The sequence below is a fragment of the Kineosporiaceae bacterium genome (genome assembly GCA_016713225.1).
In the GTDB taxonomy this organism is placed as follows: domain Bacteria; phylum Actinomycetota; class Actinomycetes; order Actinomycetales; family Kineosporiaceae; genus JADJPO01.
Window position 1 is genome coordinate 495180 of sequence record JADJPO010000002.1, and the last position, 23358, is coordinate 518537.

Here is a 23358-nt window from a genome sequence, read left to right on the forward strand (position 1 = left end):
CCAGGCCGGGAACGAGGTCACTGCTGGTCCACGATCTCGCCGAAGTCCCGCTCGGCGCGGTCGGCCGCCCGCACCAGCCACAGGGCACCCAGGGTCAGCGCCGGGTAGGCCACCACGCCGACGATCAGCCACGGCAGCGGGACCCTCGCGAATCGCACCGCCGACAGGCCCGGCTGCCAGGCGAACAACAGTGGCAGCGCAATCAGCACCAGCAGCATCACGGCGATGACCGTGAAGGCCAGGCGCAACTGCGAGCGCACCAACGAGCGCATGTAGACCTCACCGAGATAGGTCTGCTCGTCGATCTCGTTGGCGGCCGATCGGGCCGGCGGCCGGGTGGTGGTTCCCATGCGAGGACTGGTGACCCGAACCCGTTGGGGCCGTGCGGATCCGGTCAGGCGCACCGGGCGCGGGACGCCGTAGCGGGGGGTGCCGCCGCGGCTCACCGCGCCGCCCTGCTCACCGGGGATCCTTGGACAGGCTGGCGGCACGCACCAGACGGTCCCGCAGCTCCTTGGTGTGTCGCCGGCTCACCTGCAGCACGCGATCGCCCAACCGGACGGCGCAGCGCCCGCCGTCCACCCGGATCTCGTCGACGTGCGGCAGCGCGACCAGGGTGCTGCGGTGGATGCGGACGAATCCGGCGTCTGCCCAGCGCTCCTCGAGAGTGGTCAGCGGGATGCGCACCAGATGGCTGCTCGTGGTGGTGTGCAACCGGGCGTAGTCGCCGTGGGCCTCGACGAAACGGACCTGTGAGCGCTGCACGAACCGGGTGACCCCGCCGAGTTCGACGGCGATGGTCTCGTCCTCGGGGCGGGTGGTCGCCTCGGCGGTGGTGCTGACCGACTCGACCACGCGCCGCACGGCCTCGGCCAGCCGTTCGGGCCGTACCGGCTTCATCACATAGTCGGTGGCCCGCAGGTCGAAGGCATCGATGGCATGGCGGTCATACGCCGTGACGAACACGATCTGAGGGCGCTGACTGAACCGGGCGAGCACCCGGGCCAGGTCGAGGCCGTCCAGACCGGGCATCCGCACGTCGCAGAACACGACGTCCACCGCTTCGGCGTCCAACGCCCGCAGCGCCTCGGCGCCGCTGGACGCCGTGCGCAGCGCCCCGATGCGTGGGTCCTTGCGCAACAAATAGGCGAGTTCCTCGAGTGCCGGCTGCTCGTCGTCCACCACCAGGGCGCGCAGGGTGGGCGCGGTCGCCGACGTCGGAGGCATGGGGGGAGACTACGACGCCGTCGCCCGTCGACGCGAGCATGTGGTGAGGCTTGCCTCACACGGTGGTGTACATCTCGCCCCCGGACGCCCGATGTCGAGGCATTTCGACCACCGTGCGTGGTGGGCGCGGGCGCGCCGCGAGCCGGACGGTCGGCCGTGGCCACCAAGCGTCCCCAAGCGGGGGAAGGGCTCTGCGGGACGGTGATCTCGGTGAGTGGCAACCATCGGGGAACCCCATCCGGTCGTACCGAGTGGGACGCTCGCGATCATCGAGGGCGGCCGGAACCGGCACGGGTGGAGGGCTCACATGACTGCCACGGACGACGGGCTCACCGTGTGGCGTCCCGGTGCGCCGCCGACCCCGTTCGAGCGCTACGTCGAGGCGCGGGGCGACGCCCTGCACCGCACCGCGTACCTGCTGACCCACGATCACACGCTCGCCGAGGATCTGGTGCAGACCAGCCTGGCCAAGGCTTGGGGGTCGTGGCAGCGGATCTCGACCTCACCGGACGCCTACGTGCGCTCGATCATGATGAACACCTTCTGCTCCTGGTGGCAGCGACGCTGGCGCGGCGAATTGCCGACGGGGGAGTTGCCGGAGCCTCGGGCTGCCGGCGGCATCGGGGCCGACCCTCAGGACGACGCGGCGGTGCGACTGACGCTGCTGGCCGCGTTGCGTTCGCTGCCCCGCCGGCAGCGGGCCGTCATCGTGTTGCGGTTCTTCGAGGACCAGACCGAGGCCGAGACCGCCCGGGTGCTCGGGGTGTCGGTCGGCACCGTCAAGAGCCAGACCGCCAAGGCGCTCACGAAGCTGCGGGTCGACCCTGCGCTCGCCTGGGCGCCGGCTGCCGTTGATCTCGAGGGAGGCTCGCGATGAGCACCGAGCTGCACGACCTGGACACGCTGCGCACCGCCCTGCGCGAGGGCGCGATCAACGATCCCGCAGCCCGGGTCGGCCGGCTGGCAGGGGTGCAGCGGGCCGTCGTCCGGCGCCGGCGGCGCCAGGTGTCGGTGGGACTCGCGGCCGCCGGTCTGGCGGTCGCGGCCGGGATCGGGGGGGTGTGGGCCTGGCCGGTGGAGCGGGCCGAGCAGCAGCCGGCGACGCGCGAGACCGGGAGCCTGCCCGAGTACCAGCGGGGTGGACGCCTGTTGGGGCAGACCCGGGTGGAGATGGTGTCCGGACAGACCGCGACGCTGACGGTCACCCCCACGGCGTGGGGATTGGCCCTGGCGACCGCGTGCTCCGAGCCCGACGCAAAACGGGTCGACCAACTCGACAGCCTGATCATCGTCTCGGTCGGTGGCCAGCGGTTGTTCCATGGTGGTGGGTGCGGGGGAGGTTTCCGGGGTCCGTGGCATCGGGATCAGGTGCTGTGGCGCGATGTCGGGGTCGAGCTCGGCACACCGATGACGGTCCAGATCACGGTGACCGGTCCTCAACCGACCCCTCCGGTGACCCCGACCCTGCTGCTGGGGGTCTACCAGGACGTCCCGGTCGCCGACTACCCCCTGCCGTCCCTGCCGGCGACGGTGCCCACGACACCCCCGGACGGCGGGATCGCCCTGCCGGAGCTGCTGCGCTCGGTCGAGGTCGGGGCGGGCATGACGTCCGGCACGGTGACCCGCACCCTGGCGTACTCGCCGACGCTGACGGCCCGGATCCAGGCCTGGGCGCCGGGCGAGTTCGTGTTGGCCCTGAACGGTCACGAGGTGGGCGGCGCCTCGTTCTGGACCTACTCCTCCGATGCCGCCCAGGTGAGCCTGGACGCCGTGATGCTGCGCGAGGCGGGCGTCGCCGTGCCCCGCACCGGGGAGCCGATCACGATCACGGTGACCGCCCGACGGTTCGCCTCGCCTGCATGGCGGGTGCGGCTGGGCGAGGAGGTGCGCTCGACGCAGCCGACGGTCGCGTCGTCCGGGGGCTCGTCGTCCTCGAACCGAGGTTCTCGCTCGAACTGAAGGATCTCGGACGAACGGAGGGTCCAGTCGTGCCGGGGGGCTGCCGATGCAAGGTCAGATCCCTCGACTGCTGGAGGCACTACGTGAGCGAGTACCGGTTGGTGACGCGCAGCGACTTCGACGGTTTGGTGTGTGCCGTCCTGCTGCGCAAGCTGAACATGATCGGCGACATCCTGTTCGTGCATCCCAAGGATGTGCAGGACGGCGTCGTCGAGGTCACGGATCGAGACATCCTGACCAACCTGCCCTACGCCCCCGGGGCGTATCTGGTGCTCGACCACCACCACTCCGAGAGTGAGCGGCTGGGGGATGCGGCCGGGGTGCCCTCGCCGCGGCGAGCCAACCACGTGCTGATGCCGGACGCGCCGTCCGCGGCTCGCGTGGTCTACGAGCACTTCGGCGGGGCCTCGGCCTTCCCGGACATCACCGAGGAGCTGATGCGTGCGGTCGACCAGGCCGACTCGGCGCAGTACAGCAAGGACGACATCCTGAACCCGCAGGGCTGGACCCTGTTGAACTTCCTGATGGACTCGCGCACGGGCCTGGGCCGGTTCCGTGACTTCCGGGTCTCGAACTACCAGCTCATGATGGAGCTGATCGAGTACTGCGCAACGCACCAGAACGTCGACGACATCCTGCAGATCCCGGACGTCGCCGAGCGGGTGGCGCTGTTCCAGCAGCAGCGTCCGCTGTTCGAGGCGCAGCTGAAGCGGGTCACCACGATGCACGGCGACGTCGCGATGGTGGATCTGCGCGGTGAGGAGACCATTCACGCCGGCAACCGGTTCATGGTCTACGCGCTCAACCCCGACTGCCGGGTCTCGGTGCACGTGATCTGGGGCCGCAACAAGCAGAACACCGTTCTGGCCGTGGGGAAGTCGATCCTCGACCGCACCAGCCCGGTGGACATCGGCAACGTGATGCTGCACTACGGCGGCGGTGGTCACGTCGCGGCGGGCACGTGTCAGATCGACCATGCCGACAGCGAGCGGGTGCTGGCCGAGGTGCTCGAGGCCATGAAGACCCCGCGGGAGCAGCCCGTCACCGCCTGACCGGTGGTCTGACAGGTGGCCTGACCGGCCCACCCACCCACCCCACCCAACCCGCTCATGCTCCGCGGGTGACGCGCCCATGCTCCGCAGAGACCACGTTTTCGGTGTCCCTGCGGAGCATGGCGTGTCACCTGCGGAGCATGAGCAGGTTTGGGGGGTGTTGCGGAGTCAGTTGGGGCGGACGCCGGGGGCGAACTTGGGGACGCGGAAGCTGACCTTGGTGCCGGCGCCCGGGGCTGTCTCGACGACCAGGCCGAAGTCGTCACCGAACACTTGGCGCAATCGGGCGTCGACGTTGCTCATGCCGACCGAGTCGCCCACGCTCTCGCCCGAGAGCACCTCGCGCATCAGCTCGGGGTCGGCGCCGGGGCCGTCGTCCTCGACCCAGATCAGTGCCTCGGCGCCGGCGTCGGAGGCCCCCAGGGTGACCCGGCCGGGGCCGGTCTTGCCCTCCAGACCGTGTTGGACGGCGTTCTCGACCAACGGCTGGACGGCGAGAAAGGGTACGGCGACCGACAACACCTCGGGGGCCACCTGCAACTGCACCTGCAACCGGTCACCGAAGCGGGCCTGCTCGAGCACCAGGTACCGCTCGACGTTGCGCAACTCGTCGGCCAACGTCGTGAACTCGCCGCCGCGGCGGAAGGCGTAGCGGGTGAAGTCGGCGAACTCGAGCAGCAGCTCGCGCGCGCGCTCCGGGTCGGTGCGGACGAACGAGGCGATCGCGGCCAGGGAGTTGTAGACGAAGTGGGGGCTGATCTGCGCCCGCAACGCCCGCAGCTCCGCCTCGATCGCCCGGGTCCGCGAGCGGTCGAGCTCGGCGAGGTCGACCTGGGCCGAGACCCACTGGGCGACCTCGTGGGTGGCCCGCACCAGCCCGGCGGTGGCCTCGGGGGCATAGGCGATCAGCGCACCGATCACCCGCTCCTCGCTGATCACCGGCGCCACCACGGCCGAGCGGATCGGGCAGTCCGGTTTGCTGCAGGTGACCGTGGTACTGCTCAGGACGGCGGTGCGCCCGGTGCTGATCACCGTGCTGACGTGGTCCATGGCCATGCCCTCGTGCGAGGCGGCGCCGATGCCGTCCCAGGCCAGCAGCGACGTGGTGTCGGTCAGGGCCACGGCCGGGGTGCCCAGCAGGGTGCGCAGATGGCGGATCGCCCGGCTCGCGCCGGTGCGGGTCAGTCCCTCGCGCAGGTGAGGTGTGGCCAGGGCGGCGGTGTGCAGCGTGGCGAACGTCGTCCGATCGGCCGTGGTGCCCAGATCGCGTCGGCGCAGCACCGACCGGGCGACCAGGGCGCTGGCGGCGGCCACGATCACAGCGACCAGCACCAGCCCGGTGACCGAGGTGGAGGCGGCGTTGTTCACGGGTCGAACGCTAGACGGTCCGGCCGTTCGGTGGCGGACCGGTCGACCTGATCGGGGGAGCCGTTCCCCGGACCGAACGGACAGAACCCCTGTGTCGCGCCCGGCCGATCACGGTCGGAGGGCTAGCCTCTGGTCACATGCCCGTGCTGATCTGTGACTTGGCCGCCACCGTGGGTGAGGTGCGTCTGGATCGGGTGTATCAGCGACTACGCGAGGCCAACGGCGGCACTCTGGCCGTGACCGATGCCGGCCAGTTGCGTGACGACGCCTTCCGAGCCTTCGAGACCGGACGGCTGGGCGAGTCCGAGTACGCCCGCCACGTCCGGGCGCGGCTGCAGTGGCACGGCAGCGACGCCGACCTGGTGGCGATCTTCGCCGATCTCTACGGATCGGTCGACGTCGCGGTGATGGAAGTGCTCCTCGACCTGCGTGAGCGGGGCTGGTACCTGGTCGGGCTCGACAATCGCCACACCACCTCGACCGCCTGGGGTGGCCAGTACGCCGAACAGCTCACGGCCTTCGACAAGGTGATCGCCGTGGACGCGCCCGAGGCCCGGCCCGAGGCCTCCTCGCCCGGCCTGCGGGTGGTGCCCACCCAACACGGCGGGGAGGACCCGAACGACCCGCGGTTCCTGGCCCGGGTGCTGCGCGACATCCCCACCGCGCACGGGCCGCGCCTGTTCGTGGCCGGACGCCCCGACACCGTCGCCGCCGCCCGTCGGGCCGGCCTGGACGCTCATCTGTTCCGGGGTGCCGCGGGCCTGCGGTCGGCCTGCCTGGCCCTCACCCTCACCGTCTGACTCACCTCTGCCTCTCCGTCTGACTCACTGCCTGAGTACACCGCCTGCCATCCTGGGGTGGTGAGCGATCCCGTGGCGGCACTGGCCGCCGACCCACGGCTGGCCGAGGTGAGCGAGAGCGTTCGCGCGGCGCTGACCGACCTGCGCAGCCATCAGGCCCTGCGGCGGCGCACGGCCGAGGCGGCGGCGGAGGCCTCGGTGCGCGCAGCGCGCGCCAGCGCGGCGTTGTCGGGGGCGCGTGTGCCGGTCGCGATGGTGCGTGACGCCGTCCGCGGGGTGGCCGAACTGCCGGACGACGCCGCCGGGCTGACCGTGCGTGGCGCCATCCGGGCACTGGCCGCGGTCGAGCGGCTGGGCACCACCTGGCAACGGGCGCCGCTCCAGGCGCTGGCCTCGCTGCACCTCGCCGCCGCGGCCGGGCTGGTGGACGACGCTGCGCTGGGGCGGCCGCGCATCGACGGTGAACCGCCCGGCGACGGGCACGATCTGCTGGACGCGCGGGGGGCCGAGGTAGCGGCCCCGATGGGAGCCGCGGTGACCGCGCGGTTGAACTCGTTGGTACTGCTGCTGTCCGAGGCGGGGCCGGTTCCGGCGCTGGTGGTGGCCGGACTCGCCCACGCCGAGGTGGCTGTCGTCCGCCCGTTCGTCGCCGGCAACCTGGTGGTGGCCCGGGCGCTGGCCCGGGCGGTGCTGATCGGGCGGGGTCTGGATCCCGCAGGGCTGTCGGTCTGGGAGGGCGCGCTGCTGGCCCGCGGGCCGGCCTACCCGCTGGCCCTGGCGGCGTATGCCACGCAGGGTCGGGACGGCGTGATCGCCTGGTTGCAGCTGTTCGGTGAAGCGGTCCGGGACGGGGTGTCCGAGGGCCGGGCGGTGTGCGATGCCGTGCAGGCAGGGCGGCTGCCGACGCTCACCGGCTCAGCCTGAGGCCTGCGAGCCGCCCGGCACACCGCAGCCGGCCCGAGCGTGCCGCAGCAGCCAGGCGGCCAGCCTCGTCCCCACGTCCACCTGTACGAGCCGGGCCGAGTCGTCCGGCGTGGCCAGCACCAGCCCCAACGCGGTGGCCACCGGACGATCCTTCGCGACGGGGCAGTCGGGTGCCTGCAGCGGCAGGTCGACCGTCGCGCCCTCGGCCACGATCACACGGTGTCCGAGCGGGACGGACACGGTGCCGGCCAGGGCCGAGGTCACGGTCCCGGCGGGCAGGCCCGCGACGCGCACCGTGCCCTGCGTGCCGGTCAGGTCGGCCGACACCACGCGGGCGAGGGCGTGCGGGCGGGCGGGCCCCACTGTGGCGCCGGCCTGGTCGCACAGGCTCGCGCCGTCCGGGGGGCGGCCCGATCGGGTGGCGACCACGGTGGAGGGCGCGACAGGTGACCCTGCCGACGACCCTGCCGACGACCCTGCCGTGGCGCCGGCCGGAGCGATGCGCACCTGCACCGTGAAGTCGTCCGTCGCACCGCCGCGTGCGTCCCCGCAGGCCAGGGGCAGGGCGAGGCGAAGCCAGACCGTCCGGCCCGGTGAGGCCACCACCCCCTCGTCGATCACGAGCGCGACCCGACCCGGGACGTCGATCGTGACGGCGTCGATCGCGACGTCGTCCTCGCCTCGGTTGATCACCGCCAGCTGCAGGTCGGCCCGCACCACCGGGACCTCGCCGAAGCCGGACACCGTCACGGTGGCGACCACCGCGCGCCCCGCCTCGAGGGCCTGGGGACCCTCGACCACCGATCGGGCCACGATGCTGGTCAGCAGGCCGGCCAGACCCCAGGCGAGCAGGGCGGCGATCGGGCGTCCGGACCTCGGCCGGTCGCTCGGCGCGCGGGTCAGCCCGAACACGAGCTGTCCAGCAGCCACTGGGCCAAGCTCGCCCCGCCGGGTAGCCGTGACCACGAGCGCGCGCCGCGTTCGGGGGCGGCGGGCGCCTCCACGGTGAGATCGAACGCCGTCGGGATCCCGGCCGCGAGCCAGGTGTCCTGACAGCGGCCGGGTGGGTCGAGCCAGATGCTGCGGACCTGCCCATCCACCATCGCCGGCAGGGGGCGCCCGGTCAGGACGACGCCCCCCACCTCGATCTGGGCCACCAGGGCGGTGCGACCGCCCGGCACGGTCAGGTCGAGGCGCAGCCGCTCGCCGTCCGCGACCACCTGACGCACCAGGAGCGCCTGCTCGGGGCGCTGCCGAGCGCACCATGCGGTCAGTTGGGACGCGGCCCCGTCGACCGGGACGCTGCCTCGGCGTCCGTCGGCGCGCGTGATCTGGAGCGGGGGCAGATCCAGTGCCTGGGGCGAGCCACAGCTGATCTCGATCGCGGCCGTGACCTGGCGATGGGCCTGTGCGGCGATGCGTGGGGACGACGGTGTCAGCCCACGCACCCGGGCGGCGGTCAGGGGCGCGCCCGGGCCGTCCAGGGTGATCGCCTGGCCGGTGAGGTTGGCGACCGCCAGGTCGGCGATCACCGACAAGGGAGGGTCGGCGCCCTGCGGGCCGCCGGTGGGGTCCGGGCCGGCGGCGTGCAGGTCGACGAGGGTGGCGGCCAGACTCAGTCCGGGCGGATCGGCGACGGCGGGTGTCCAGGATGCCGTGCCGAAGGCCGCCCAGCCGACGAGGATGCCGGCGGCGAACGTCAGGCCGGCCAGAGCCCGGCGCCGACGCACCGGGAGTGCACGGGTGGGGACGTCGGGTGGTGGTAGCGGGACCGAGGCGTCCCAGGTCTCGTCCCAGTCCCCGTCCGCCCTCGCATCGCCCGGGCCCAGCACCTCGCGGCTCATCGTGGGCTCATCGTGAACTCGCGGCCGCGGGGTCTCAGCCGCTGCGCTGGACGCGGCGGCGGGTGACCAGATAGGTGAGGGCGGCGGCAACCACCCCGCCCGCGAGGGCACCCGAGGCCACCTTGACCGAGCGTGGCGGCGGCGTCAGGCGCGGCAGCCGGTCGCGCAGGCTCATCGGTTGGGTGAAGTCGAGCACGGGCCAGCCGCGCAGGGCGGCCTCCCTGCGCAGCGGACGATCGGGGTTCACCGCGTGCGGGTGGCCGACCGCCTCCAGCAGCGGCAGATCGGTGACCGAGTCGCTGTAGGCGAAGCTGGAGCTCAGGTCATAGCCCCGCTGGGCAGCGAGTTCGCGGACCGCGACGGCCTTGTTCTCGCCGTAGGCGTAGAAGTCGAGCGCGCCGGTGTAGACGCCGTGATCGACCACGATGCGGGTGGCGATCACGTGATCGGCGCCGAGCAGTGCCCCGATCGGTTCGACCACCTCGCTGCCGGAGGCCGACACGATCACCACGTCCCGACCGGCGCGATGGTGGTGCTCGATCAGTTCCGTCGCCTCGCGGTAGACCACCGGGACGATCTGCTGCTCCAAGGTCTCGGCGACGATGTCGCGCACCTGTTGCACATCCCACCCGGCGACCAGGGCGGTGAGGTACTCGCGGGTTCGTTCGATCTGGTCGTGGTCGGCGCCGCCGACCTGGAAGAGGAAGTGCGCATAGGCGTTGCGGACGACGGCGCGCCGGGTGATCAGACCGCCCGCCAGGAACGGCCGGGAAAAGGCGAACAGGCTCGACCGGGCAATGATCGTCTTGTCGAGGTCGAAGAACGCCGCCGGACGCGATGCCCGAGCCGACGGGCCGGTTCGGGCCGGGCCGGGCTGCCCGAACGAGTCCTGGGCGGAGGTGGACATGCCTTCAGGATAGGCAGGGCGGTCGGAAACGCTGGCAGGCCTCGAGTACGGGACCTAGGTCGCTTTCTCACTACCGGGAATCTCTTTGACGGACAATTCACTGTGGGTTGCCTCACCCTCTCGGCGTACGAATTGCGCCAGCCCGCTTGCAGCCGGTTCATCCGCGGTACAGACTTGCTGTCAACGGCCTCGAGCCGTGCCGACGTCCGACTCCTCCCCCCCGAGCCGGACCGGCTGACGGCCCCCGCTCCCCCCAGCGGGGGCCGTCGTCGTTTGGCGTCCCCACACCATGAATGTCGAGTGGATGCCATGGGGTGCCGGGGTTCGCCCCGAAGCCGGGGCTCGCAACGACGCCGACATTGCGTGCACAGTCGGGATGGATCGTCACAGTGTCCACAGGGGACGCCGGCCCGGTGGTACGAAGCAGCCGCACCCGCCAGCCTCGCGGCATGGTGCCGACGATTTCCGATGTAGTGCCGGCGGGTGTCGCATGACGCCCGCTACCCGCCCCCGCTCCGGTGCTCGAACAGGCGCCCGCTCGCCGGGTCGGATCGGCCGCCCCGGCCCGGGTGCCGGTCGCCTCGTCCTGATCACCGACGAGGTCGCGCTGGCCGACCCGGTGGAGGGCCTGGCGGCCGCGGCCGGAGCGGAACTGACCCGGCTGACGGGCCTGGCACGCGCCCAGCCCGGCGACCTGGTGCTGATCGGTGTGGACCGCCTCGGGGAGGCGGTCGCGGCGGGCTCCGGTCACGAGGTCATCCACCGAGAACGGATCGACCTGGTGGTGGTGGCGCACGAGCAGGCTGAGCCCGCGATCTGGCAGGACGCGCTCACGCTCGGGGCCGAGCAGGTCGCCGTCCTGCCGGCATCACGCGCCTGGTTGCTCGATCGGATGCTCGACGCCCTGAGCGGGCAGCGCACCGCTGCGGTGATCGCCGTGGTCGGCGGACGTGGCGGAGCCGGAGCCAGCACGTTGGCCGCGGCGCTGTCCGTCACGGCGGCCCGCAGCGGTCTCGAGCCTGTGCTGGTCGACCTCGATCCGCTGGGTGGTGGGCTGGACGTGGTGATCGGTGCCCAGGATGAACCGGGGCTGCGGTGGGATGACCTCTCGGCGGTGGCGGGGCGGCTGCAACCGGGGCTGCTGCGCTCCGGGCTGCCCCAGGCGTGCGGGGTCCGGGTCCTCAGCTGGGATCGGGGCGGCCAGCCCGCCTGCCGCGCCGAAGCGGTCGCCGCCGTCCTGGACGCTCTCACCCGAGAGAGCCGCCTGGTCGTGATGGATCTGCCGCGCCGGCTCGATGAGGCGGTGACCGCGGCGCTGCGGTGGGCGGGACAGGTGCTGCTGGTGGTTCCGGCGGAGGTTCAGGCCACCGCAGCGGCGGGTCGGGTGGTCGCCCAACTGGAGCCGCTCTGCCGTCGGCTTCGCCTGGTGGTGCGGGGTCCGGCGCCGACCGGTCTGTCGGCCGAAGCGGTGGCCGATGCGCTCTGCCTGCCGCTGGCGGGGGACATGCGCGCCGAATCGGGGCTCGCGGCTGCCCTCGATCGGGGGCTGGCACCACCGGTGCGCGCCCGGGGGCCGTTGGCGGTGTTGTGCCGGCGGGTGACGGCCGAACTCGCGCTCGAGATCGAGTCGATGGCACAGGTGTCGACGTGACGCCACCGGCCGCCGAGGACCTGCTGGCACCGCTGCGAGCCCGGGTGAGCCGGCGTGACGACGCGATCGGCGCCGGACGCCTGACCACCGAGCTCGGGGCCGTGAGCACCCAATACGGCCAGGTGCTCGGCGCCGAGGGCCTGCGCGCCGCCGCGGACTCGGTGCGGGAACACACCCAGGGTCTGGGTCCACTGCAGGCACTGGCCGACGACCCGCACGTCACCGACGTCCTGGTGAACGGCGGCGGCCGGATCTGGCTCGATCGGGGTCTCGGCCTGGTGGATGCCGGGTTCGGCCTGGACGGCGAGCACCAGGTGCGTGCCCTCGCCGTCCGGTTGGCTGCCCTGGCGGGGCGGCGCCTGGACGAGAGCCTGCCCTGGGTCGATGCCCGGTTACCGGGTGGGATCCGGCTGCACGCCGTGGTGCCCCCGGTGGCCCCCGAAGGCACCCACATCAGCCTGCGTACGTTGCGCGGCGCGCCGGCCGATCTGGACGCCCTGGTGCGCGCCGGCAGCGTGCCGGCTGCCTGGTCCGGGGTGCTGGCCGCGTTGATCTCTGCTCGGGCGGCCTTCCTGGTCACCGGTGGCACCGGCGCCGGCAAGACCACCCTGCTGGCCGCGCTGCTCTCGTTGGTGCCCCCGACCGAGCGGCTCGTGCTGGTGGAGGACGTGGGCGAGCTGCGGCCGCGCCATCCCCACGTGGTGCGGCTGGAGGCTCGGCACGCCAACGTCGAGGGCCGGGGCGAGGTCGGGCTCGACGTCCTCGTCCGCCAGGCACTACGGATGCGCCCGGACCGGCTCGTGGTCGGTGAGTGCCGCGGCAGCGAGGTACGCGACCTGTTGGCTGCGCTCAACACCGGCCACTCCGGCGGGTGCGGAACACTGCACGCCAACGCCGCCGCCGAGGTGCCGGCACGGTTGGAGGCGCTCGGCCTCATCGCCGGTCTGAGCCGGGAGGGAGTGCATGCCCAGGCCGCCGCGGCCCTGGACGTGGTGGTGCACGTGCGGCGCACCCCGGTGCGACGTGAAGTGGTCGAGCTCGGCGTGGTCGGCAGCGACGAGGCGGGCCGGCTGGTGGTCCGGCGTGCCTTGGTCCGCGGCGAGGACGAGCGTATCGCCGGCGGTCCGGCCTGGCCGGCGCTCGCCGGACGACTGGGCCTGAGCTCTTCCCCGGTCGCGGCGCCACCGTGATCGCGGCGCAGGCGGTGACGGCTGGGCTGCTGATGGGGATGGCCGTGCTCGCCGCCTCGCCCGGCGCGCGAGGCGTCCCCTCGGTCCTCGAAGGCCCCGGGCGAGCCGGACCGGCCCGGTTCCGGGCCCGCGGCGCACTCACCCGGTGGGCAGGAACCCGGTTCGCGGGTCGGCAGGTTCTCGTCGGCGGGGCCGACATCGCGGTGCTCGCCGACCGGGTGGCGGCGCTGTCTCGGGCCGGGATGACAGCCGAGCAGGTCTGGCGGATCCTGGCCGACCGCGACGAGCGTGCCGACGGTGCCGACGGTCTCGCGGTCATTGCTCGCTCGGTGGTGACGACGTCCGCTCTCGGCGGGAGCACCGCCGAGGGCCTGCGCCTGGCCGGTGACCGGTTGGTCGGCCAGGGGGTGGCAGATCCGGGCGCCGGGCAGGCCCTGAGCTGGTTGGCGGCAGCCTGTGCCGTCTCTCAGACGAGCGGGGCACCGTTGGCCCGGGTCCTCGACGGTCTCGCGGTGGCGGTGCGCGCCGAGCTGCAGGCCGCGCGTGAGCGTGACGCGGCGCTGGCGGGGCCGCGGGCCACGGCGACGGTACTCAGCTGGCTTCCACTGGCCGGGCTCGGATTGGGGGCGTTGACCGGGGTGGACACGGTCTCGGTGCTGCTGACGACGAGTCCCGGACGACTGTGTCTGGTGATCGGCGGTGGCCTGTGGTGGGCCGGGCGGCGGTGGGCAACTCGACTGGTACGCCGGGCCGAGGCGGCGGACGGCCGGACGTGACCGGTTCAGGGGGCGGACCGTGACGGTGTGGGTCGCGGCGGCGCTGGCGGCGACAGTGTTCCTGGTGTGGCCGAGGCGCCTGCCGGTGCACCGGAGGGTGCCCGGGCGCGTGCGTGACGAGAGGAGCCGGCCGACCGCACCGTCCGGTGCCGGCGAGGGAGGGCGCTCGGCGGTGGTGCCCGGCGGCCTGCCGGCCGCGGTGATCGCCGACCTGATGGTGGCGTTGCTCGACGCCGGGTTGCCGGTCGAGACCGCTCTGGAGCTGCTCGCCGAACAGACCGGCCCTGCTCCCTGGGCCGGGCCGGGCGGGGCCGACCCGGTGCTCGACGCGCTGGACCTCGCCACCAGCACCGGTATCGCCCCGGCAGCGCTGGTCGGCGCGGCCGCTGCGGAGCACCGACGGCGTGAGGCTGCAGCCCATGCGGCGGCGGCCAACCGGTTGGCCGTGATGGCGGTGCTGCCGATGGGGCTGTGTCTGTTGCCCGCCTTCGTCCTGCTCACGGTCGTGCCGCTGCTGCTCGGATTGCTCGGCCACCTGTGAGCCCCGTCGACCACACGCCAGACCTCGCGACGTCAGTGCCGTTGCGTCCCCAGGCGGCGGTGTTCGTCCCACTGTCCACAGGGTGGTGGAGGCGTTCAGCGCGCTGGTGGGTCGCGGCTGCACAGTCGCAGTGCCGCCCCGATCGGGTCGGCCGGTTCCGGTCTCGAACGGCCGGGGAGAGGGGCGACATCATGAGGAACCTGACCGCGCGACTGCGCCGGGTCGTGGCGAGCGTGCGAGCGGGCATCCGGGAGGTCATCGGCCGACGCCGAGGGGTGCGTGCCGACGCGGGCATGGCCACGGCGGAGTACGCGATCGCCACCCTCGCGGCCTGCGGCTTCGCCGTCCTGCTGCTGACCTTGTTGCGCGGCAGCGAGGTGCGGGGGCTGTTGTTGGGGATCATCACGCGAGCTCTGTCGGCGGCCTGAGGTGTGCGGCCCGGGTGGCGGTCGGGGACGGTCTGCAGGACGACGAGCAGCAGCTCGCCGGGGCGAGGACGGAGCGGTGACGGCCGAGCTCGCCCTCGCTCTGCCGGCGGTCGTGCTGCTGATCGCCGTGGTCTTCGCCGCCGCCCGGGTCGTCACCGCTCAGGTGGAGTGCGTCGATGCAGCCCGCGCCGGGGCACGCGTCGCGGCCCGGGGGGAGGCAGCCGGCGCGGTGATCGCCACCGCGACCAGGGCCGGGCCTCCCGGTTCCCGGGTGCAGCTCGTCACTGCCGCGACCACGGTCTCGGTCGGGGTGAGGGCGACGGTCACGTTGCCGCTGCCCGGTGCGCCGTCCGTCGAGGTGTCGAGCACGGCGAGTGCGCCCCGCGAGCCGGGCGTGGGAGGGCTGCCGTGAACGCGGGACATCGACGCGGTGCGCCGCGATCGGACGAGGGCAGCGGAACGGTTCTGGCCCTGGCGATCGCCCTGGTGGGTGCGGCGCTGGCCCTGCTGGTCTGCGACCTGGGACTGGCCGTGATCGCCCGCCATCGGGCCACTGCCGCCGCGGATCTCGCTGCCTTGGCGGCAGCCGGGGTCGAGCCGCCGTCCTGCGCTGTCGCGGCCGACCTCGCCCGGCGTAACGGTGGCCGGCTCAGTGGGTGTGTGGTCGCCGCGGATGGCAGCGTCACCGTCACGGTCCAGGTTCCGATCGGTGTGCCCGGACTGGGCCGACCGGCGGTGGGACGCGCCCGCGCCGGAGTACCGGGCGCGGGTCACCAGCTCACGGACGACGTCCGCGAGCACCCACTGGTGGCGCAGAGCAGCACGAGCAGGACCCACCATGCGAACACGTTGGGGAACACGATCAGGGCCTGCGCAGGATCAGCAACGGCACCAGCAGCCGGACGGCGAGCACGATCACCGTTCCCATGGCCGCGCACCCTAGTGCCGGTCAGGCGTCCGGCTCCGCCTCGGCCAGCACGGCGTTCAGCAGGCGCACCGCGCCGTCCTTGTCCAGCGGCTCGTTGCCGTTGCCGCACTTGGGCGACTGCACACACGACGGGCAGCCGCTCTCGCACTCGCAGTCGCGGATCACCGTGACGGTGGCGGTGAGCCAGGTCGCGGCGGCCGAGAAACCCCGCTCGCTGAATCCGGCACCACCGGGATGGCCGTCGTAGACCACGATCGTGGGTTCGCCGGTGTCGGCGTGCAGGGCGGTCGAGACGCCACCGATGTCCCAGCGATCACAGGTGGCGACCAACGGCAGCATCCCGATGGCCGCGTGCTCGGCGGCGTGGGCGGCACCCGGCACCCGAGTTGCGCCGACGCCGTGCTCGGCGAGCAGTTCGGCGGGCACGGTCCACCAGACTGCGGTGGTGCGCAGGGTGCGAGGTGGCAGGTCGAGCGGCTGTTCGGCGATCACCCGGCCATCGACGACGGTGCGTCGCAGATACGAGACCACCTGCGAGGTCACCTCCACGGTGCCCGTGGCCAGCTGGACCCGACCCCACCGACGGCTGCGCCGGACGTCGAGCAGCCGCACATCGGTGATCTCGCGGGCCTGGGTGAAGATCTCGTCGCCGGTGGGCTCGACCAGCGCCAGCCCGTCGTCCAGGTCGAGATCGTTCACCACCCAACTCTCGCCCTGGTGCACGTAGACCGCCCCCGGGTGCACCGTGTGGTGGGCGGCGCCGGCATCGACACTGCCGAGCATCCGGCCGGTGCTGGGCTGCACGATCCGGATCGGGTCGCCGCCGGTGCCCCGCAGATCGGCCAGTCGGCTCGCCGGTTCCGATCGGGTCCAGAACCAGCCGGTCGGGCGGCGTCGCAGTGCGCCCCGCACGGTGAGTGCGTCGAGCACGGACGCCGTGTGCTCACCGAACAGGTCGACGTCCACCTCGCGCAGCGGCAGTTCGGCAGCGGCGGCACACAGGTGCGGGGCGAGGACATACGGATTGGACGGGTCGAGCACCGTGGCCTCGACGGACCGCCCGAAGATGGCCTCGGGGTGATGCACCAGGTAGGTGTCCAACGGATCGTCGCGCGCGACGAGCACCGCCAGGGCCTCGCCGCCGTCGCGCCCGGCCCGGCCCGCCTGCTGCCACAGCGAGGCTCGTCGTCCGGGCCAGCCGCAGATCACCACCGCGTCCAGGCCGGAGATGTCGATGCCCAGTTCGAGGGCATTCGTGGCGGCCAGGGCCACCAGTCGTCCCGCCCGCAGATCCGCCTCGAGGGCACGCCGCTCCTCGGGCAGATACCCACCGCGGTAGGCCGCCACCCGCGAGGGCAACTCCGGGTCGACCTCGGCCAGCAATCGCCGGGAGGTGGCGGCGACGGTCTCGACACCACGTCGCGAGGGGATGAAGGCGAGGGTGGCCACGCCGGCTGCCACCAGGTCGGTCACCAGCTCGGCCGTCTCCAGGATCGCGCTGCGCCGGGTGGGAGCGCCGTGCTCACCACCGCCGGGCAGCAGCGGCGGTTCCCACAGCAGGAACGTGGTGGCCCCCCGCGGGGAGTGGTCTCGCGTGACGACCTCGAACTGTCCGGCGTCCAGGCCGGTGAGGTCGGCGGCGGTGCGTTCGGGGTCGGCCGCGGTGGCCGAGGCGGTGAGGAACACCGGGTCGGCGCCGTAGTGCCGCGCGACCCGCCGGAGCCGCCGCAGGGTCGCGGCCACGTGAGCGCCGAACACCCCGCGATAGTGGTGCGCCTCGTCCACCACCACGAACTGCAGGCTGCGCAGGAACGAGGCCCACCGTGGGTGACTCGGCAGCAGACCGTGATGCAGCAGGTCCGGGTTGGTCAGGACGATCTCGACATGGTCGCGGATCCAACGGCGCTGATCGAGTGGGGTGTCCCCGTCGTAGGTGGCCGCTCGGACCCCCGGCACCCCCAACGCCTCGAGTGAGGCGAGCTGATCGGCGGCCAGCGCCTTGGTGGGAGCCAGGTACAAGGTGCCCGCGGCCCGGCCGGAGCCCCAGCCGGTGGCACGACCGCTCCCGCCGTCCGGACGCCGTGGCCCCGAGCCGCCGACGTACCCCGAGGTCGAGCCCCGAGCCGCGGACAGGGCGGCCAATTGGTAGACCAGGGACTTCCCCGAGGCAGTGCCCGTCGCCAGGGCCACGTGGTGCCCGCGCCAGGCGGCCTCGGCGGCGAGCGTCTGGTGCCGCCACGGCCGGTCGACGCCGCACCGGCCGAAGGCCTGCACCACCACCGGGTCGGCCCAGGTCGGCCAGGGGGAGTGCTCGCCGGGCCGGGCCGGGATGGTGTGAGCGTGCAGCACCCGTTCGCCTCGGCCGTCGGCGAGTCTCGGGTACGCCGGCAGCCGCGGGGCGCTCATCCCTTCAGTCTGGCCCCCTGTCCCGCCCCGCGGCGAGCCGTCCCTCGGCCTCCGGGCACCGTTTCGTCACTGTGGCGAACCACCACATGACCCTCCGAAGACGTCGTGGGCTCGCGAATGGTGTTGAATGCCAAGCGCGACACCGAGTGACCGGAGCGCGAGCGTCACCGAATCGGCACCAGGGTGTCCCGGGCGCAGCCCTGCGCCCGGTAGCCGCGTCAGCCCGCCGACGTCCCAAGGGGAGGGGCCAGTGGATCTCAGCGTCACCAGCCGACAGGAAGGTGACCGATCGGTGGTGTCGGTCGTCGGTGAGATCGACGTCTACACCGCCCCGGCACTGCGTGAACGGATCAACGACCTGGTCGCCGCCGGGCACTATCGGTTGGTGGTGGACCTGTCCTCGGTGGACTTCCTGGATTCCACCGGTCTGGGAGTCCTGGTCGGTGGTCTCAACCGGGTGCGCACGCAGGACGGCTCACTCCACCTGGTCTGCACCCAGGAGAAGATCCTCAAGGTGTTCCGGATCACCGGGCTGACCAAGGTGTTCCCGATCCATGCCTCGCTCGCCGATGCGCTCGCGGCATCGGACCTGCCGCCGGTCACCGGCAACTGATCCGCGATCACGACGACCATGCCGCCCGTGGTGCTCACCTTCGCCCCCGCGGCCGAACATGTGCGCATGGCCCGCTTGGTGGTCGTGGCCGCCGCGCGCCGGGCGGGGGTGGACGAGGTCCGTTTGGACGACGTCCGGCTCGCCGTGGGTGAGATGTGCGCCCGTGCCGTGAACCGTTGCGCGAAGCAGGCCACCGCATCCGTCGCACCCGTTGCGCCCGTCATGCCGGTGGTGCCGGTCGGGGCCGGCGCGGCACCGGCTGTCGATCCGCCGGAGGTTGGGTGGCGGATCAGGGTCGAGGTGCTCGACGACGGGCCGGACGTGCAGGTGTGCGTCTGTGATCCCGCGGGCAGCGTGGAGCTACCCGAGGACGCCGTCACCTTCGCGATGGCCGCCACGCTGTCCGACTCGCTGCGCCTCGTTCCGGAGGTCGACGGCGGGCTGTCCGGGGTCGAACTCGGCTGGCACAGAGCGGGTTAGCATGCCGTACTTCTACGGTTCATGGCGCATTTGTTGCCATCTCGAAACCTTTGGGAGCCATGCGTAAGGTCACAGGTGGCAGGCTTTTGCGGCGCCGGTCACATTCCGTAGACTGCGCCGCGATCACCGCACAGGTTGTCACCTGATGCGCCGCTATGCCCCGTCCAATACCTGATCTTCACCCATTGATCAGCGGAGCCATCTGGGCGGGTGCGCACGCACACGTCGAGGAGGACGGATGCTGGGGAGCGCCCAGGCCGCAGACGGCCAAGCGGTCACCCTTGCAGGCGGAAACATGACCCTGGTCTACGTTGTGACAGCGATCTCGGTGGCCGCGTTGGCCCTCGCTGTCCTGTTCCGGGGTCAAGTTCTCGCTGCTGGTGAGGGCACCGACAAGATGAAGACCATCGCGCGCGCCGTCCAAGAGGGCGCCGCCGCCTACCTCAACCGTCAGTTCAAGACCCTGGTGCCGTTCGTGGTCCTGGTCTTCGCCCTGCTGTTCCTGCTGCCGGCCGACGACCAGTCGATCCGCTTGGGGCGCAGCATCTTCTTCATCGTCGGCGCGGTGTTCTCGGCCAGCATCGGCTACCTGGGCATGACCCTGGCCGTGCGCGCGAACCTGCGCGTGGCCGCGGCGGCCCGTGAGGCCAACGGCCGCGACAACGGTATGCGGGTCGCCTTCCGTACCGGTGGCGTGGTCGGCATGGCCACGGTGGGTCTGGGCCTGCTGGGCGCCAGCATCGTCGTCCTGATCTACAAGGGTGACGCCCCGGCTGTGCTCGAGGGCTTCGGCTTCGGCGCGGCGCTGCTCGCCATGTTCATGCGTGTCGGCGGCGGGATCTTCACCAAGGCGGCGGACGTCGGCGCCGACCTGGTCGGCAAGGTCGAGCAGGGCATCCCCGAGGATGACCCACGCAACGCCGCGACCATCGCCGACAACGTCGGTGACAACGTCGGCGACTGCGCCGGTATGGCCGCCGACCTCTTCGAGTCCTACGCGGTGACCCTGGTCGCCGCGCTCATCCTGGGCAAGGCGGCCTTCGGCACCGAGGGTCTGGTGTTCCCGCTGATCGTGCCCGCCCTGGGCGCCATCACGGCCGCCTTCGGCGTGTACCTGACCAAGCCCCGGGACGGCGAGAGCGGCCTGAAGGCCATCAACCGCGGCTTCTACCTGTCGGCCGTGATCTCGGCCGTGTTCTGCGCGGTGGCGGCCTACACCTACCTGCCGGCCACCTTCGCCGGACTGACAGATGTCAGCGACGAGATCGCCAAACTGGACGGCGACCCGCGCCTGCTCGCCATCTCTGCCGTGGTGCTCGGCATCGTGCTCGCCGGGGCCATCCTCTGGCTGACCGGGTACTTCACCGGCACCGACCACCCGCCGACGCACAACGTTGCCGACACGGCGCTGACCGGTGCGGCCACGGTCGTGCTGTCCGGTATCGGTGTCGGCCTGGAGTCGGCCGTCTACACCTCGGTCACCATCGGTGCCGCGGTCTATGCCGCCTACCTGCTGGGTGGCGGTTCGGTCATCCTGTCGCTGTTCCTGATCGCGCTGGCCGGGTGTGGCCTGCTGACCACGGTCGGCGTGATCGTGGCCATGGACACCTTCGGGCCGGTCAGTGACAACGCCCAGGGCATCGCCGAGATGTCCGGCGACGTCAGCGGTGAGGGCGCCCAGATCCTCACCGAGCTCGACGCGGTGGGCAACACCACCAAGGCGATCACCAAGGGCATCGCCATCGCGACCGCTGTGCTGGCCGCGACGGCGCTGTTCGGTTCGTACAACGATGCGGTGAACACCGCGCTGGGCGACGCCTCCCAGGGGGTCAAGGACGCCATCGGTGACGCGGACCTGATCTACCAGGTGGTCTCGCCGAACGTGCTGGTCGGCCTGATGATCGGTGCAGCCGTGGTGTTCCTGTTCTCGGGTCTGGCCATCGACGCCGTGACCCGGGCCGCGGGCGCCATCGTGTTCGAGGTTCGCCGGCAGTTCAAGGAGAACCCCGGGATCATGGACTACTCGGTCAAGCCGGACTACGGCCGAGTGGTCGACATCTGCACCCGGGACTCGCTGCGCGAGCTGGCCACGCCCGGTCTGCTGGCCGCCATGGCCCCGATCGCCGTGGGCTTCGGCCTCGGCGTCGGTGCGTTGGCCGGCTACCTGGCCGGCGCCATCGGCACCGGCGTGCTGATGGCGGTGTTCCTGGCCAACTCCGGCGGCGCCTGGGACAACGCCAAGAAGCTGGTCGAGGACGGCCTGCACGGTGGCAAGGGCTCGGACGCCCACGCCGCCACGGTCATCGGCGACACCGTGGGTGACCCGTTCAAGGACACCGCCGGTCCGTCGATCAACCCGTTGATCAAGGTGATGAACCTGGTGTCGGTGCTGATCGCGCCCGCGATCGTGCAGACCAGCGACAACACCGGGGTGCGCCTGGCGATCAGCCTGGTGGCCGTCGTGGTGATCGTCGCTGCGGTCACGACGTCCAAGCGTCGTGCCTCGGCGATGCACGCCGAGGTGCCCGCGGCGGCCGGCGCCTGAGCCGTTCGTCGGACACACGCCACTGGCCCCTCCCGTCCTCGGACGGGAGGGGCCAGTGGCGTCTCTGGCACCGAGGGCACGCGCCGACACCACCTGTGATCACGTTGAAGATCACGGTGAGGCCTTGGAGCGCCACCGAAGATCACGTTGAGGACGTCGTCTGCGTCGATGCGTCGGAAACCCTCAACGTGATCTTCAACGTGATCATGCCTGTGGTGGGTGATCAGGTGGTCGGGGACGCCACGAGTGGTCCCGATGGATGGCGAGGAACCCCAACCAGCCGCGTCAGCCGAGTCAGGCGGGGGTGGACTGCGCCTGGGTGGCCATCTTGGACCAGGTGCGCAGGGCATGCTCCACGACCGCGATGAGGGCCTGCTTGGCCGACTCCTTGTCGCGGGCGTCGCAGACGATCACCGGGGTGCCCTCACTGAGCTGCAGAGCGTCACGCACGGCCTCGGGCGCGTGCGGAACGTGGCTGTCGAAGGCGTTCAGGGCCACGATGAAGGGCAACCCGCGAGCCTCGAAGAAGTCGATGGGGCCGAAGCAGTCCTCGAGCCGGCGGGAGTCGACCAGCACGATCGCGCCGATGGCGCCCCGCACCAGGTCGTCCCACATGAACCAGAATCGGTTCTGGCCGGGGGAGCCGAACAGGTAGAGCACGAGCTGCTCGTCGATGGAGATGCGCCCGAAGTCCATCGCGACGGTGGTCGTGGTCTTGTGCGGCGTGGCGGACAGGTCGTCCACACCGGTGCTCGCGGCCGTCATGACGGCCTCGGTGCGCAACGGCACGATCTCGGAGACGGCGCCCACGAAGGTGGTCTTGCCGGCCCCGAACCCGCCCGAAATAACGATCTTGGTCGACCGGGTCGGCCGCGCGTCAGAGCCGCTGAAGGCCACTGAGTACTCTCCTCAGGAAGTCGGGGTCACGTTCGTCACCTTCGGCGGCCGAGGTCTTCATGACCTCGACCAGGCCCAGGTCCATCATGTCGGCGATGATCACTCGGGCGACGCCGAGCGGCACGGACAACCGGGCGGCGATCTCGGCGACCGAGACCGTGCCGCTGCTCATCTCGATGATGCTCGTGTGTTCGGGGTTGAGCCACGGGCTGGTCGAGGCCTCCTTGCCGGCCAGCGTCGTCCGGACCAGCGCCTCCATGTCCAGGTCGCGCACCGGACGGGTCCGGCCACCGGTCCGCGCGTACGGGCGCACCAGGGAAGCCGAGCCGGTCAGGTCGATCTCCACGTCCTCGTCCAGGCCGCTGCCCGGCACCCACGCGGCCAGGCCGCTGTCCCGGTGGCTGGCCAGTTCGGCCTGCTGCCGGGCCATGGCCATCCAGTCCGATTCGGCAACCGGCGCGGGGCCACCGCGCGAACCACCCGGGGTGGCGGGCATCGGGCCGGTGTTCGACAACCCTGCTGCGGCGTCCAGACTGCCGCCGTCCGCACCGGAGGCGGGCTCCGTGGGCGTCGTCCTCGATGCCGAGGCACCGGTGGCGCGCGTCTGACCCCCGGCTCGGCCTGAGCCGTCCAGCGGGGTTCCGGTCGGGTCCGTGGGTGCCGCCTGGCCGTCCGGCACCACGGGAATCTGCCCGGTCACGTCGACCTCGCTCGTCGAGCGACGCCGCACGGCATCGCCGGTGCGATGAACGCGCCGGTTACGAGGGGGCGGCGGATCTGTGCCGTCCGGGCGAGCCTGTCTGGGCATGTTCGTGACTCCGG

At 72.2% G+C, this 23358-nt stretch carries 23 protein-coding genes and 1 pseudogene; 15 read left to right on the plus strand and 9 right to left on the minus strand.

What is annotated here, in order from left to right:
• Positions 1–17: 17 nt before the first annotated feature.
• Together IPK24_08285 and IPK24_08290 are read right to left on the minus strand one after the other, a co-directional pair.
• On the minus strand, positions 18–350 hold the full coding sequence (locus tag IPK24_08285) for a hypothetical protein (protein MBK8075550.1): 333 nt from the start codon (positions 348–350) through the stop codon (positions 18–20).
• A 109-nt stretch (positions 351–459) separates the two neighbouring features.
• Positions 460–1227 (minus strand): response regulator transcription factor, encoded by a 768-nt coding sequence (locus IPK24_08290; GenBank protein MBK8075551.1) that lies wholly within the window; start codon positions 1225–1227, stop codon positions 460–462.
• Positions 1228–1534: 307 nt separating this feature from the next.
• On the opposite strand from IPK24_08290, the gene IPK24_08295 reads away from it, so the two are divergent.
• The 3 genes from IPK24_08295 (at position 1535) to IPK24_08305 (ending at position 4238) form a co-directional block, all read left to right on the plus strand.
• Positions 1535–2104: a SigE family RNA polymerase sigma factor gene (locus tag IPK24_08295; protein MBK8075552.1), complete on the plus strand. Its 570-nt coding sequence runs from the start codon at positions 1535–1537 to the stop codon at positions 2102–2104.
• On the plus strand, positions 2101–3186 hold the full coding sequence (locus IPK24_08300; protein ID MBK8075553.1) for a hypothetical protein: 1086 nt from the start codon (positions 2101–2103) through the stop codon (positions 3184–3186). Before IPK24_08295 ends, IPK24_08300 begins: the two co-directional genes overlap by 4 nt.
• A 101-nt stretch (positions 3187–3287) precedes the next feature.
• Entirely contained in the window at positions 3288–4238 is a 951-nt protein-coding gene (locus IPK24_08305; GenBank protein ID MBK8075554.1) for an exopolyphosphatase, read from the plus strand.
• Between the two features lie 168 nt (positions 4239–4406).
• Here the strand turns inward: IPK24_08305 and IPK24_08310 are convergent, their stop codons facing one another.
• Positions 4407–5573, minus strand: a complete 1167-nt coding sequence (locus tag IPK24_08310) for a histidine kinase (GenBank protein MBK8075555.1) — start codon at positions 5571–5573, stop codon at positions 4407–4409.
• A gap of 170 nt (positions 5574–5743) precedes the next feature.
• Here IPK24_08310 and IPK24_08315 point away from each other — a divergent pair, with 170 nt between their 5' ends.
• Together IPK24_08315 and IPK24_08320 are read left to right on the plus strand one after the other, a co-directional pair.
• Positions 5744–6406, plus strand: a complete 663-nt coding sequence (locus IPK24_08315; GenBank protein MBK8075556.1) for a hypothetical protein — start codon at positions 5744–5746, stop codon at positions 6404–6406.
• A 60-nt stretch (positions 6407–6466) separates the two neighbouring features.
• Positions 6467–7330 carry a hypothetical protein gene (locus IPK24_08320; protein MBK8075557.1) on the plus strand — a complete coding sequence of 288 codons (864 nt, stop codon included), beginning with the start codon at positions 6467–6469 and terminating at the stop codon, positions 7328–7330.
• On the opposite strand, the gene IPK24_08325 is transcribed toward IPK24_08320, so the two are convergent.
• The 3 genes from IPK24_08325 to IPK24_08335 are packed head-to-tail and all read right to left on the minus strand — an operon-like array spanning position 7322 to position 10081.
• Positions 7322–8260: a hypothetical protein gene (locus IPK24_08325; GenBank protein MBK8075558.1), complete on the minus strand. Its 939-nt coding sequence runs from the start codon at positions 8258–8260 to the stop codon at positions 7322–7324. The two genes, IPK24_08320 and IPK24_08325, sit on opposite strands and share 9 nt — an antisense overlap.
• Entirely contained in the window at positions 8230–9174 is a 945-nt protein-coding gene (locus IPK24_08330; protein MBK8075559.1) for a hypothetical protein, read from the minus strand. The genes IPK24_08325 and IPK24_08330 overlap by 31 nt, the downstream gene beginning before the upstream one ends.
• A 34-nt stretch (positions 9175–9208) precedes the next feature.
• Positions 9209–10081 (minus strand): HAD family hydrolase, encoded by an 873-nt coding sequence (locus IPK24_08335; protein MBK8075560.1) that lies wholly within the window; start codon positions 10079–10081, stop codon positions 9209–9211.
• Positions 10082–10571: 490 nt separating this feature from the next.
• On the opposite strand from IPK24_08335, the gene IPK24_08340 reads away from it, so the two are divergent.
• From IPK24_08340 to IPK24_08370, 7 genes and pseudogenes are all read left to right on the plus strand, one after another.
• The gene (locus IPK24_08340; GenBank protein MBK8075561.1) at positions 10572–11732 is read left to right on the plus strand and encodes a hypothetical protein; all 1161 of its coding nucleotides are present in this window, start codon (positions 10572–10574) and stop codon (positions 11730–11732) included.
• The gene (locus IPK24_08345; protein ID MBK8075562.1) at positions 11669–12922 is read left to right on the plus strand and encodes a TadA family conjugal transfer-associated ATPase; all 1254 of its coding nucleotides are present in this window, start codon (positions 11669–11671) and stop codon (positions 12920–12922) included. The genes IPK24_08340 and IPK24_08345 overlap by 64 nt, the downstream gene beginning before the upstream one ends.
• Entirely contained in the window at positions 12919–13698 is a 780-nt protein-coding gene (locus tag IPK24_08350) for a type II secretion system F family protein (GenBank protein MBK8075563.1), read from the plus strand. Before IPK24_08345 ends, IPK24_08350 begins: the two co-directional genes overlap by 4 nt.
• 19 nt (positions 13699–13717) lie before the next feature.
• Positions 13718–14239, plus strand: coding sequence for a hypothetical protein (locus IPK24_08355; protein ID MBK8075564.1), 522 nt, complete (start codon positions 13718–13720; stop codon positions 14237–14239).
• Positions 14240–14430: 191 nt separating this feature from the next.
• The gene (locus IPK24_08360; GenBank protein MBK8075565.1) at positions 14431–14667 is read left to right on the plus strand and encodes a DUF4244 domain-containing protein; all 237 of its coding nucleotides are present in this window, start codon (positions 14431–14433) and stop codon (positions 14665–14667) included.
• Between the two features lie 76 nt (positions 14668–14743).
• Positions 14744–15079: a pilus assembly protein gene (locus tag IPK24_08365; protein ID MBK8075566.1), complete on the plus strand. Its 336-nt coding sequence runs from the start codon at positions 14744–14746 to the stop codon at positions 15077–15079.
• Positions 15076–15423, plus strand: a pseudogene (locus IPK24_08370) (flp pilus-assembly TadE/G-like family protein). The gene IPK24_08365 and the pseudogene IPK24_08370 overlap by 4 nt, the downstream one beginning before the upstream one ends.
• A gap of 193 nt (positions 15424–15616) precedes the next feature.
• Here the strand turns inward: IPK24_08370 and IPK24_08375 are convergent.
• Positions 15617–18001: a DUF1998 domain-containing protein gene (locus tag IPK24_08375; protein MBK8075567.1), complete on the minus strand. Its 2385-nt coding sequence runs from the start codon at positions 17999–18001 to the stop codon at positions 15617–15619.
• Between the two features lie 250 nt (positions 18002–18251).
• On the opposite strand from IPK24_08375, the gene IPK24_08380 reads away from it, so the two are divergent.
• The 3 genes from IPK24_08380 to IPK24_08390 all read left to right on the plus strand — a co-directional run bounded on the left by IPK24_08380 (position 18252) and on the right by IPK24_08390 (position 21639).
• Positions 18252–18614 (plus strand): STAS domain-containing protein, encoded by a 363-nt coding sequence (locus IPK24_08380; protein MBK8075568.1) that lies wholly within the window; start codon positions 18252–18254, stop codon positions 18612–18614.
• 27 nt (positions 18615–18641) lie between these two features.
• The gene (locus IPK24_08385) at positions 18642–19094 is read left to right on the plus strand and encodes an ATP-binding protein (protein MBK8075569.1); all 453 of its coding nucleotides are present in this window, start codon (positions 18642–18644) and stop codon (positions 19092–19094) included.
• A gap of 238 nt (positions 19095–19332) precedes the next feature.
• Positions 19333–21639: a sodium-translocating pyrophosphatase gene (locus tag IPK24_08390; protein ID MBK8075570.1), complete on the plus strand. Its 2307-nt coding sequence runs from the start codon at positions 19333–19335 to the stop codon at positions 21637–21639.
• A gap of 294 nt (positions 21640–21933) precedes the next feature.
• On the opposite strand, the gene IPK24_08395 is transcribed toward IPK24_08390, so the two are convergent.
• Together IPK24_08395 and IPK24_08400 are read right to left on the minus strand one after the other, a co-directional pair.
• A complete protein-coding gene (locus tag IPK24_08395) occupies positions 21934–22536 on the minus strand; it encodes an ATP/GTP-binding protein (GenBank protein ID MBK8075571.1) in 603 nt (200 codons plus the stop codon).
• Complete coding sequence (locus IPK24_08400; protein MBK8075572.1) at positions 22517–23344, minus strand: DUF742 domain-containing protein; 828 nt, start codon at positions 23342–23344, stop codon at positions 22517–22519. The genes IPK24_08395 and IPK24_08400 overlap by 20 nt, the downstream gene beginning before the upstream one ends.
• Between the last annotated feature and the right edge of the window lie 14 nt (positions 23345–23358).

Bases quoted from the DNA above. Each gene is read 5' to 3' on its own strand.
- IPK24_08340 (MBK8075561.1), top strand. From the start codon at position 10,572: ATGACGCCCGCTACCCGCCCCCGCTCCGGTGCTCGAACAGGCGCCCGC.
- IPK24_08300 (MBK8075553.1), top strand. From the start codon at position 2,101: ATGAGCACCGAGCTGCACGACCTGGACACGCTGCGCACCGCCCTGCGC.
- IPK24_08360 (MBK8075565.1), top strand. From the start codon at position 14,431: ATGAGGAACCTGACCGCGCGACTGCGCCGGGTCGTGGCGAGCGTGCGA.
- IPK24_08330 (MBK8075559.1), bottom strand. From the start codon at position 9,174: ATGAGCCGCGAGGTGCTGGGCCCGGGCGATGCGAGGGCGGACGGGGAC.
- IPK24_08390 (MBK8075570.1), top strand. From the start codon at position 19,333: ATGCTGGGGAGCGCCCAGGCCGCAGACGGCCAAGCGGTCACCCTTGCA.
- IPK24_08295 (MBK8075552.1), top strand. From the start codon at position 1,535: ATGACTGCCACGGACGACGGGCTCACCGTGTGGCGTCCCGGTGCGCCG.
- IPK24_08290 (MBK8075551.1), bottom strand. From the start codon at position 1,227: ATGCCTCCGACGTCGGCGACCGCGCCCACCCTGCGCGCCCTGGTGGTG.
- IPK24_08315 (MBK8075556.1), top strand. From the start codon at position 5,744: ATGCCCGTGCTGATCTGTGACTTGGCCGCCACCGTGGGTGAGGTGCGT.
- IPK24_08375 (MBK8075567.1), bottom strand. From the start codon at position 18,001: ATGAGCGCCCCGCGGCTGCCGGCGTACCCGAGACTCGCCGACGGCCGA.
- IPK24_08335 (MBK8075560.1), bottom strand. From the start codon at position 10,081: ATGTCCACCTCCGCCCAGGACTCGTTCGGGCAGCCCGGCCCGGCCCGA.
- IPK24_08285 (MBK8075550.1), bottom strand. From the start codon at position 350: ATGGGAACCACCACCCGGCCGCCGGCCCGATCGGCCGCCAACGAGATC.
- IPK24_08400 (MBK8075572.1), bottom strand. From the start codon at position 23,344: ATGCCCAGACAGGCTCGCCCGGACGGCACAGATCCGCCGCCCCCTCGT.